The 10,652-nt window shown below is 75.1% G+C and carries 8 protein-coding genes; all 8 read right to left on the minus strand.

Annotation, left to right across the window (positions count from 1 at the left end):
* Nucleotides 1-201: 201 nt before the first annotated feature.
* Nucleotides 202-1,404: a type III PLP-dependent enzyme gene (locus AB0E98_RS30120; protein ID WP_361708716.1), complete on the minus strand. Its 1,203-nt coding sequence runs from the start codon at nucleotides 1,402-1,404 to the stop codon at nucleotides 202-204.
* Nucleotides 1,401-3,131: an IucA/IucC family protein gene (locus tag AB0E98_RS30125; RefSeq protein WP_361708719.1), complete on the minus strand. Its 1,731-nt coding sequence runs from the start codon at nucleotides 3,129-3,131 to the stop codon at nucleotides 1,401-1,403. The genes AB0E98_RS30120 and AB0E98_RS30125 overlap by 4 nt, the downstream gene beginning before the upstream one ends.
* Nucleotides 3,132-3,175: 44 nt before the next feature.
* Nucleotides 3,176-4,957 carry an IucA/IucC family protein gene (locus AB0E98_RS30130; protein WP_361708722.1) on the minus strand — a complete coding sequence of 594 codons (1,782 nt, stop codon included), beginning with the start codon at nucleotides 4,955-4,957 and terminating at the stop codon, nucleotides 3,176-3,178.
* Nucleotides 4,957-6,180 (minus strand): siderophore biosynthesis protein, encoded by a 1,224-nt coding sequence (locus AB0E98_RS30135; protein WP_361708724.1) that lies wholly within the window; start codon nucleotides 6,178-6,180, stop codon nucleotides 4,957-4,959. Before AB0E98_RS30135 ends, AB0E98_RS30130 begins: the two co-directional genes overlap by 1 nt.
* Before the next feature lie 178 nt (nucleotides 6,181-6,358).
* Nucleotides 6,359-7,900: a carboxyl transferase domain-containing protein gene (locus AB0E98_RS30140; RefSeq protein WP_361708727.1), complete on the minus strand. Its 1,542-nt coding sequence runs from the start codon at nucleotides 7,898-7,900 to the stop codon at nucleotides 6,359-6,361.
* Between the two features lie 4 nt (nucleotides 7,901-7,904).
* The gene (locus tag AB0E98_RS30145; protein ID WP_361708754.1) at nucleotides 7,905-8,441 is read right to left on the minus strand and encodes a DUF402 domain-containing protein; all 537 of its coding nucleotides are present in this window, start codon (nucleotides 8,439-8,441) and stop codon (nucleotides 7,905-7,907) included.
* A gap of 84 nt (nucleotides 8,442-8,525) precedes the next feature.
* Complete coding sequence (locus AB0E98_RS30150; protein WP_361708756.1) at nucleotides 8,526-9,344, minus strand: alpha/beta fold hydrolase; 819 nt, start codon at nucleotides 9,342-9,344, stop codon at nucleotides 8,526-8,528.
* 252 nt (nucleotides 9,345-9,596) lie between these two features.
* Nucleotides 9,597-10,577, minus strand: coding sequence for a hypothetical protein (locus tag AB0E98_RS30155; RefSeq protein WP_361708730.1), 981 nt, complete (start codon nucleotides 10,575-10,577; stop codon nucleotides 9,597-9,599).
* Nucleotides 10,578-10,652: the final 75 nt, after the last annotated feature.

Raw genomic sequence — 10,652 nt, forward strand, 5'->3', positions numbered from 1 at the left:
CCCTTTCGCTGGATGCGAGTGTTGTTGTATCCAGCAACTATGCGCGTCAAACGTTGGGTTGCCCCGGTCCCGCCCTTTCTCCCCCAGCTACCGCTGGGAGGTGCCCCCAGTTTCCCGGGGGCTCCGCCCCCGGACCCCCGGAAGCGGGGGGCTCAGGGGGCGGCAGCCCCCTGAGAGACGGTGAAAGGGCGGGACCGGGGCTCAGCCCCCCGCAGGCGCACCCAGGACGTGGAACGTCGGCCGTGGGTGCATCAGGAAGTCGTGGTGCGAGATGTTCCACGCGTACGCGCCCGCCATCGCGAACGCCACCCGGTCGCCCGCTCTCAGCTCGGCCACGGGGATCCGCGTCGCCAGGGTGTCCTTGGGGGTGCAGAGCTGGCCGGTGAGGGTGACCGGTTCGTTCCGGGCGGCCGGGCGGGGCCAGGGGCGGGGCCACTCCTCGACGGGCAGGACGGTGAAGGGGTGGTCGTGGCCCTTGGCGGCGGGGGTGCGCATGTGGTGGGTACCCCCGCGCAGTACGGCGAAGGCCTCGCCGTGGCTGTGCTTGACGTCGAGGACGTCGGTCACGTACCAGCCCGCGTACGCCGTCACCGACCGGCCCGGCTCTATGCGCAGGGTCACGCCGGGGTGGCGCGCGGCCAGTTCGCCCAGGCCCTGCCCGTAGGCGGCCCAGTCGAAGCGGGTGTGCGGCCCGGCGTAGTCGACGGCCATGCCGCCGCCCACGTCGACCTCCATCGGGCCGAGGCCGTGCCGGTCGCCGAACTCCCGCGCCCAGGAGGTGACCCCGGCGGCCACGGCCAGCTGGGCGGCGGCGTCCAGGCCGCTGGCCAGGTGGGCGTGGACGCCGAGCAGCCGCAGCGGGCCGCCGCGCAGCAGGGGCGGGCACGCCTCGGCCCGGCGCGGGTCGAGGCCGAAGGGGCTGGGGCGGCCGCCCATGGCCAGCGCCGCCCCGCCCAGGCCCCCGTCGGCCACGGGAAGGTTGACCCGCAGCAGGACGCCGACGGGCGCCCGCCCGGGGCGCTCGTCCGCGAGGGCGGCGAGCAGCCGCAGCTCCTGCTCGCTCTCCACGTGGAAGCGCTCGACGCCCAGGCCGAGGGCGAGCCGCAGCTCGGCCTCGGTCTTGCCGGGGCCGCCGAAGGCGAGCGACCGGCCGGGTACGGCGGCGCGGACGTGGGCGAGTTCGCCGCCGGAGGAGACCTCGTAGCCGTTCACGTGCGGGGCGAGGGCGCGGAGGATCGCGGGGTCGGGGTTGGCCTTGGCCGCGTAGTACAGCTCGACGGCGGGCGGCAGGGCTTCGCGTACGGCGTGGGCGTGCTCGTCGAGGGCGGTCAGGTCGTATACGTAGGCGGGCAGTGCGTCCGTCGGCAGGGCGCGGACGTGGTCGGCGACGCGGGGGGTGATCACAGCGGGCCGCCCCAGGGCCCGGGCTCGGACACGGCGGCGAGGACGTCCGACACCAGGGGCGAGCCGATGCGGACGTATCCGGCGTACCGGTCGGCCTTGCGTTCCCAGCGGGTCAGCAGGTTGGCCTTGGCGGGCAGCGCCGCCCCGCCGACCAGGGCGCGCAGCTCCGGCGGGTCGCCGTGGGCGGCGGCCCGCCGGGCCAGGACCCGGCGCACGGCGGACCACAGGGCGGGTTCCAGATGGGGGTGACGGTCGGCGAGGGCGGCCAGGATCTCGGCGAGGTGGTTGACGAGCAGGCAGTAGACGACGCGGTCCCAGCCGCGTTCGCGGTCGTACGTCATGGGCCGGGCGACCGTCGGGTCGAGCGCGGCGAGGGCCGCCGCGTGGTGCTCGGGGAGGAGTTTGGTGCCCTCCAGGTCGCGCAGCAGGACCTGCCGGGGCGTGCCGTCGTCGTCGACGCCGACGACGACGTTCTGGAGGTGCGGTTCCAGGACGACGCCGTGGTCGAAGTAGGCGGCCAGCACCGGGGGGACGAGCAGGCCGAGGTAGGCGTCCCACCAGGCCAGGGCGGCTTCGGGGCCGCCGTCGGCCAGCAGCCGGGAGACCTGGGCGCCGCTGGTGGGGTACTCGTCGGCGACGGCGGCGGCCAGCAGGGCGGTCAGGCCGGGCGCGAGCCGGGCGGCCAGGCCCTCGCGGACGATGACGCCGAAGCCCTCGGCGAGCTCGCGGCTGCCCAGGTCGAGGGTGCGGTAGGCGGGTTCGCGCAGCAGCGCGGCGCCGGGGAAGCGGGCGGCGAGGGCGGTGGCGACGGGCTCCAGGACCCGGGTCAGGGCGACGGCTCCGGTCAGCTCGTACTCGGCGTTCTTGCGCAGGCAGTTGGTGATGCGGATGTTCAAGCTGAACTTCAGGAAGTCCGTGCCGTCGTAGAGGGTGCGCACCGAGGCGGTGGGGGCGAAGTCGGGGCCGCGCGGGCCGAGGTCGAGGACGTCGCCGCGGGCGAGGGCCGCGCGCAGAACGGGGTGGCCGGCGAGCATGCCGTACTGCCAGGGGTGCGCGGGCAGCAGCGCGTACCCGTCGGGGACGGCGCCCTGCCGGTCGAGGGCGGTGAGGGCGCCGTCGCCCAGGCAGTCCTCGCGGACGTACTCCCGGCGCACGGCCAGATGGCGCAGGGGGAAGCGGGCTCGGGCCTCGGGGGCGTAGCGGGCCCAGTCCTCGGGGGTGCCGGTGCGGGCCTTGGGGGTGGGGTGGAAGCGGTGACCGAAGAGGAGTGACTGCTCGGAGTCCAGATAGCGGTCGGCGGGAGCGTCGGGGGCGGCCCGCCAGGCGGCCAGGGCGGCGGTGACGCCGGCGTGACCGGCGGCGACCTGGTCGAGGAACTCGTCGTTGCGGACGCCGGTGCGCAGGGAGAGCTCGCGGTGGACGCGCTCGGCGAGGGTCCGCCAGGGCAGTTCGGCCCAGCCGTCGGCGCGCTGCTCCGCGACCGGTCCGGTGAAGCGGTGGGCGCCGATCAGGGAGGCGCGGCGGAGCCTGACCCGGAGCAGGGTGCCGGTGCGGGGCAGTCGCAGCAGCAGGTGTCCGTCGGTGACGGCGGTCCGGTGCTCGGGGCCGGATACCTCGCGGAGCAGGCAGTTCAGGAGGGTGTGGGCGACGACGTCGTCGGGGGTGGGCACTCCGTTCCGCGCTGAAGGACGGGAGGAGAGGGGGGAGGCAGAGGGGGCTGAGGACATGTCAGCGACTCCAGCGGAGGAGGGAGGCATGCTTGGCGACGCGGTCATCCGGCGGCTCCGCGCAGGTAGTTGGGGCCGTCGACGTAGTGTTTGTTGATGTCGGCGGCTCCGGAGCGCTCCTTGGTGAGCAGTGTCCCGGCGGTGATCATGGCCTTGACGGGCAGCCGGTCGGCGTCGAGGACCCGGGAGCGCAGCACGGCGGCGGGTCCGGGCGCGAGCCGGTCCAGTGCCCCGGCGAGCCGGTCGCGCAGCAGCCGCAGCCAGTCCCGGGGCGTTCCCCGGCCCAGGCGGGCGAGCTCGAAGGCGAGGGCGCCCGCGCACAGATGGACGGTGATGGTGGCGAAGACGTCGGCGACGGGTTCGTCGCCGGTCACGAGGATGCGCCGGTCGTCGAAGCCGAGCCGGCCGGCGGCGCGGTCGCCGAGGCGGGCGGCGAGCCGTGCGGGGTGGACGCGGGGGCTGTCGTTGTCCTTCAGCAGCAGCCGCATCCGGGTGCGTCCGCCGCTCTCGTCGAGGACCAGGGAGGTGTTCTGCTGGTGGGACTCCAGGGCCGTGCCGTAGGAGAAGAGGGTGGTGTGCCAGTCCAGGAGGAGCGTCAGATAGGCGTCGATCAGGGCGGGGAGCGAGCCGCCGTAGTAGCGCTCGGCCAGGGTGTCGGCGACCGGCCGTCCGTCGGGGGCGGGGGCGAGCAGCCCGGCGACGGTGACCACGTGGGAGCGGTGGAGCCCGGCCGGGTAGCGGCGGACCAGGGCGGCCAGGAGTTCGTGGCCGGCCGCGAGGTGGGTGCGTTCGTCGGCGAGCAGCACGGTACCGGCGAAGCGGGGCTCGGCGGCGATGATCGCCTCCAGCAGCCGCTGGCCGGCCGCTCCGTCGACGAGGCTGCCGGGTGTGATGGTGCGCCGGTTGCGCCGGCCCAGGGTGGCGGTGACGAGCGGGAGTTTGAGGTGGGTGGCGGGGTCGCCGGTGACGGCGACGGTCCGGGTGGACAGCGTCGGGGTCGCCTCCAGCCAGGGCCGCTCGGCGAGCCGGGCGGTGCCCGCCAGGCCGGTGGCGGCGAGGGCGGCGGCGAGGGGGGCGCCGGCGGTGAGGGGGTGGACGGGCAGCGCCAGGTGGGTGGCGTCCAGGCGGGGCAGGCCGAGCGTGGCGGGGGTGGGCCACCAGGGGGGCAGCGCGGACCGGTCGCCGGTGACGGCCTCGTGGGGCAGGGCGAGCCAGCGCAGGGCGAAGGAGGGGTGGAACTCGGGGGCGTACGCGCGTAATTCGGTCTCGGTGAGGCCGGCGCGGGCGTGCCCGGTGGGGTAGACGGGGTGTTCGCGGAAGGCGGCCAGGGTGTCGAAGGCGAGGGAGCCGCGCGGTCCGGTCCAGCCGGCGGGGGCGGGCCCGTGGGCGGCGGCCAGCCGGGCGAGGACGTCCTGGCGGACCCGGCCGTGCAGCCGCGTCGCGGCCAGCGCCTCGTCGCACTCGGCGAGGAAGGCGTCGAAGCCCGCCCGGTCCTCGGGGGCGGCGGCGCCGCGCAGCCGGGCGAGGGCGGGGCGCAGGCCTCGCACCGGGCCGCCGGGGGTGAGCAGGAGGGGCTCACGGGCCCGGACCTCGCACTGGAAGCCGTCGGGGCCGACCGGGAGCAGCAGCGGCTCCCCCGCGACGGGCAGGCGGAGCCAGTCCCCGTCGGGGCGGGTCTCGGGGACGGCTCCGGAGCGCAGCCGGTAGGCGTCCTCGCGCAGCAGGGCGCTGAGCACCCGGGTCAGGAGCTCGTCCTCCAGCGCGTCGGGCTCCTGGACGGCCGGGGCCGCCGGCGCGGCCGCGCCGGCCGTCGAAGGCGCGCTCATCAGCCGATCTCCCATCGCCGGGCGGCCAGGAATTCCGCGACGGCGCGGTCGATCCGGTCCTGGTCGGTACCGGTCGCCCGCAATACGCCCAGGTAGTCGCGGTTCGTTCGGTAATGCGGATGTTTCTCGCCGGGCTCGCGCAGCGGCCGGTAGACCAGCCGTACGCCGTTCCGCTCGGTGTCGCTCGCCCCGGGCGCGGCCGTGAGGGTGCCTCCGCGTTCGGCGCACACGTACTCGATACGTACCCGGCCGTCGGCGCGCGCACCGAGTTCGGCGGGGAGCGGCTCGCCGAGGTGGGTGCGCAGGACGTGCTCGAAGAGGGGGAAGTCCAGGGCCTGGGCGAGGGCGAGGTCGCACCGGTCGCCGATGGCGCGGTAGTTGACCTCGATGATGCGGGCGCGGTCGCCCTGGGCGACGTATTCGGTGTGGCAGACGCCGAATCCGATGCCGAGGGCGGTCAGCTGGGCGAGGACCTGGTCGCTGTGGGGACGGGGCGGGGCGGGGAGGAGGTCGAGGCGTTCCTCGACGAAGTGGGGCAGGGGGGAGAGCGTGGTGCGGAAGGCGGCGTAGGCGTGGAGGGCGGTGCCGTCGCCGAGGGTCTCCAGGGTGTGGAGCGGCCCGGGCAGGTACTCCTCGGCGACGAGGGCCTCGCCGGGGCGGCGTGCCCTGATCTCCCGGCAGCGGTCGGCGAGTTCGCGGTCGTCGCGGACGAGGACGACGTCCTCGCTGGCCACGCCCTCGCGGGGTTTGAGCACACAGGGGTAGGGCAGTTCCGCCGCCCCGGCCAGGGCGACCGGGTCGGCGTCCGGGGGGAGTTCGGCGGAGCGGACGGTGTCCAGGCCGCTCGCGGCCAGCGCCCGGCGCAGCTGGGCCTTGTTCTTGGCGGTGAACGCGGCGCGCCAGTCCTTGCCGGGCAGGCCGAGGTAGTCGGCGGTCAGGGCGGTCTGGGTCTGGAGGTGGTCGCTGTTGGTGAAGACGGCGCCGGGCCCGCCGAGGCCGGAGACGGCGCCTATGACCTCGCGGAAGTCGCGTACGTCGCAGGGGACGACGTCGAGCGGGGGCAGCGCCTCGCCGCCCCGGGCCGCGTGACGCGCGTAGGCGTGCCGGTGGGCGTCGGGCCGGTCGGTCAGGAGGGTGACGGTCAGGCCCAGCCGGGCGGCGGCGGGCAGGAATCCCTCGGTGACGGAGTCGGTCGGGTTGAGCGCGAGCAGGTGCAGCCGCACGGTGGCACCTTTCGTCGGGGCGGGGCGGGCAGGAGGACGGGGCCCTCCGGGGAGCGGAGGGCCGCGCGTGCCACCGGCGGACGGCCGGTGCCGATCTCCTTCACGGAGAGGACATTAGGTTAGGCAAACCTAAGCTTGTCAATTCCCCCTGGGTGTACGCCCTCGACGACCGGCCTCCTTACGGGGCGACGCCACCCGGCGCACCGAGGCACCGGTAGCGCGAACGACGCGCCGTACGCCGTTCCCGCTGATCACGCGCCGTGAGAGCAGCCATCTCCGCTCCGATCACCCGGCCGAGGGCCACGAGGAAGTCCCCGTCCTCGGAGGCTCCCTCTTCTGTTTCCTCCTCTACGATGCGGTCCACGATCCCGTTCGCCAAGAGGTCGGCGGAGCGCACGCCCTGCCGCCCGGCGATCTCGTACGCCCGGTCCGTGGTCCGGTAGAGGATCGCCGAGGCGCCCTCGGGCGGCAGCGGGGAGAGCCAGGCGTGCCGGGCCGCCACCACCCGGTCCGCCGGCAGCAGGGCGAGGGCCGCGCCGCCTGCCCCCTGGCCCAGCAGCAGGCACAGCGTCGGCGCGGGCAGGTTCACCAGGTCGGCGAGACAGCGGGCGATCTCCCCGGCGAGCCCGCCCTCCTCCGCCTCTCGGGAGAGCGCGGCTCCCGCGGTGTCCACCACCGTGAGCAACGGAAGGTCCAGTTCCGCCGCGATCCGCATCCCCCGCCGGGCGGCCCGCAGTCCGGCGGGCCCGAGCGCCTGGCCCGCGTTCCGCTCGGGGTGGCTGCCCCGGTCGTGGCCGAGGACGACGCACGGGGTCCCGTCGACGCGGGCCAGCGCCAGCAGCAGCCCCGGGTCCCGCTCCCCCGCGCCCGTGCCGCTGAGCAGGGTGACGTCGGTGGCGGCCGCCCGCAGGAACTCCCGTACGCCGGGCCGCCCGGGGCGGCGGGAAGCACGGATGGACTCCTCGGCGGAGGGGGCGACGGCCGGGGCGGCCAGCTCCGGAACAACGCCTTCCGGTCCGGTGCCGACGCTTCCGTCGCACAGCACCGACAGCGCCCGCGCCGCGACCTCCGACAGGCTCCCGGCCGGCAGCACCGCGTCCACCAGCCCGTTCGCCAGCAGGTTCTCGGCGACCTGAACGCCCGGCGGGAACTCCTCGCCGTACAGCGCCTCGTGGACGCGCGGGCCCAGGAAGCCGATGAGGGCGCCCGGTTCGGCTGCGGTGAGATGGCCGAGCGAGCCCCAGGAAGCCAGCACCCCACCGGTCGTGGGGTGCCGCAGATAGACGAGATAGGGCAGCCCGGCGGCCTTGTGGTCGGTGATCGCGGCGGCGACCTTCACCATCTGGAGGAAGGCGATCGTGCCCTCCTGCATCCGGGTGCCGCCCGAGGCCGGCGCCGCCAGCAGCGGCAGCCCCTCCGCCGTCGCCCGCTCCACGGCCCGGACCAGCCGCTCCCCCGCGTCGACGCCGATCGACCCGCCCAGGAAGCGGAACTCGCAGGCCACCAGCGCCACTCGACGGCCGCGCACCAGCCCCTCGCCGGTGACGACGGACTCGTCGAGCCCGGTCCGCTCCCGCGCGGCCAGGAGGTCGGCGCGGTAGTCGGCGTCCGGCGTGGCCAGCGGGACGGGCCGGTCCCAACTGCGCCAGCTGCCGGGGTCGGCGACGGCCAGGATGAGGTCGAGGGCGGGGACGGGGGCGGGTCTGCTGTGCTCGGTCATGGCCTCACCCTGCCACGACACCCCCCAGCAGGTCTGTGAGCGATCCCGCGCGGGCCAGCTCCTCCAGGGCGTCGAGCGCCCGCCGCGCGGCGTCGGCGGCGACCGGGTCGCGCGCCTCCAGGCCGCTCGCGGCGAACTCGTCCTCGTCCAGCCGCAGAACGGCCGAGCCGTCCGCCGCGACCCACAGGTCGAGGTCCAGGTCCTCGACGACCGGGCCCCCGGCCCCGGTGACGGCGGGACGGGCGATGTCGCAGTACCAGCCCTTGAGCGAGCCGGCCGCGTTCCGCACCTCCTTGACGGAGTACCAGCGGTCGCGCCAGTAGTGCTCGGTGAAGACGTCGCCCGCCTCGAAGCGGACGAAACCGAAGTCCCGGTCCGACGCCCCCGCCCAGGCCGCCCGGACGACGACCCGCACGCCGTCCTCGTATACGACGGTGGCGGGGTAACGCACCTTGGTCCGGCCCGCCTTCACCAGGGCGACGGTCACCTCGTCGCCCACGGTGTACGTCTCGTTGTGCGTCTCGTTGTACTTCTCGTTCACAGCGTCCACCCGCTTCACGCCTCGCCTGGCCGGTCGGCCGCAGCCTCTCCCGCGACGAGGTGTGAAGCGAGCGAATATTTCCCGTCAGCCGAGCATCGACGCGCAGGTGGCCGGGGTGGCGTGCGCGGGGTCGAGGGCGTTGGCGGCCTCGTGGAAGGCGACGCGGTCGATGGTGCCGAGCGTCAGGTGCATGGAGATGTCGACCGGGCAGAGGTCCTGCACCAGCACGTTACGGACGCCGGGACCGTCGAGGAACCCGGACCGGTAGGGGGTGACGACCTCGTCGTAGCGGGTCGCGATGACGGTGTAGCGGACGCCGGGGACGGTGTCGCCGCCCTCGTTGAGCTTCTTCATGAAGTCCGAGCCGACGACCTGGTCGGTCAGGCCGGGGGCGGTACCGGTGATGATCTTCCGGGCGCCGGGGACGACGTCCAGGAGCTTGGCGATCCCGGACAGGGTGGTGCCGTGGTTGTTGGGCGCGATGCCGACGAGGGCGTTCACCTTGGGGGCGCCGCCCAGGAACTTCAGGTAGTAGCGGGGCAGCATCCCGCCCTGCGAGTGGCCGACGATGTCGACCTTGGCCGCGCCGGTCGTCGCCAGCACCTTGTCGACGTACCGCGCCAGCTCCCCGGCGGACTTCTCGGCCGGGCCCAGGCCGTACATACCGGGGACGCCGGGGATCTTGCCGTAGTCGAAGGAGAAGACGCAGTAGCCGCGCGAGGTCAGATAGGGCGCGAAGGACCACCAGTTGTTGGTGCCGTTCTCCAGGGTGCCGTGGACGAGGACGACGGGCCGGGGGTGGGCGGCGGAGGGCCTGCACGAGTCGTCGTTCCAGCCGCTGCCCACGGTGGAGGCGGCGGCCGGGGACGCGGAGGCCGTGGCGGCGGACGCGGCGGTGGGCATCGCGACCGCGGCCACGGCCAGGCCGAGGGCGGGCAGCAGGGATCTGACGGATCTCCAGATGCTGCGACGCTGCTTCATCCGAACTCCTCGCGAGATGGGGGGTGGGTACGCCGAACAGCGCCGGCAACAGCTGTTACGGGCGCGTGAAAAAGTCGTTAACTTACTTGCGGGTAGATTGCGGGCGATCTTTGCTTGCGTCAAGCAAAATCACAAAGATCGCACTGACTTGGTCACATCACGGCGGACTCCGGGTTACGCCACGTCCAGGGCCGCGGCGGGGCCCACCACTCCCGGGCCGAAGAGCTCCCGCGCCCGGTCGACCACGGCCTCGACGCGCCGCGCCTTCTCGTCGGCGGGGTCGAACGACAACTGGTGCGCGGCGGCGTGGCCGTCGCGCAGCCGCTCCGCGCGCAGCGCCACGGACCGCACCCTGGCCCGCTGGAGGGCGAGCGCGGTGTGCAGCGCGTACGCCGCGGCGATCAGGTCGGGTGAGTGCGCGGTCGGTTCGGCGAAGGACTTGGCGCGGGTGCTCGACGAGCCGTCCGCGTAGCGGACGGTGAGCTTCAGCCCCTGGGCGACCTGGCCGCTCCCCCGCAGCCGGGCGCCCAGCCCGTCGGCGAGCGCGAGCAGCGCGCGACGCCGGTGGCCGGGGTCCAGCTCGTCGGTGGCGAAGCGGTGCTCCGCCCCCATCGACCGCGCCCGGGCGTCCGGCGTCACGGGCGTCGGGTCGATACCGCGCGCCCGCTCGTGGACCCGCCGCCCGGCGGCCGCGCCCAGGATCCGCTCCAGGGTGGGGAGCGGCGCCCCGGCGACCCGGCCGACGCTGTCGAGCCCGTACGCGCAGAGGGCACGGGCGGTGGCGGGTCCCACGCCGGGCAGCGCGGCGACCGGCTTGCGGGCCAGGAAGGCGGCGACGGCGCCCGGGCCGCCTCGGCCGCCGGAGAGCGTACGAACGGCCCCGGGCGGCCCGTCCCGCGCGACCATCCGCGCGAGCGTGGGGTTGCCCGCGATGCCGACGGTGCAGTCGGCGCCGTATCGCGCCAGCACGCGCACCCGTAGCAGCATGGCCAGCTCGGCCGGATCGTGCCCGAAGTAGCGCACGGCGCCGCGAACGTCCATGAGCGCGGCGTCGGGAGGCAGGGCCTCCACGGTGGGGGTCACCTCGGCGAGCAGCGCGAGGAGGCCGTCGTAGACCTCTTCGCCGAGGGCGCCTTCGCGCGAGTGGAAGTGCACGTACAGGACGGCTGGTTCCCCGGTCCCGCCCCTTCCCGTAACCGGGGGGCTCCGCCCCCGGACCCCCGGTTACGG

Source organism: Streptomyces sp. NPDC037389 (assembly GCF_040636475.1).
In the GTDB taxonomy this organism is placed as follows: Bacteria; Actinomycetota; Actinomycetes; order Streptomycetales; family Streptomycetaceae; genus Streptomyces; species Streptomyces hesseae.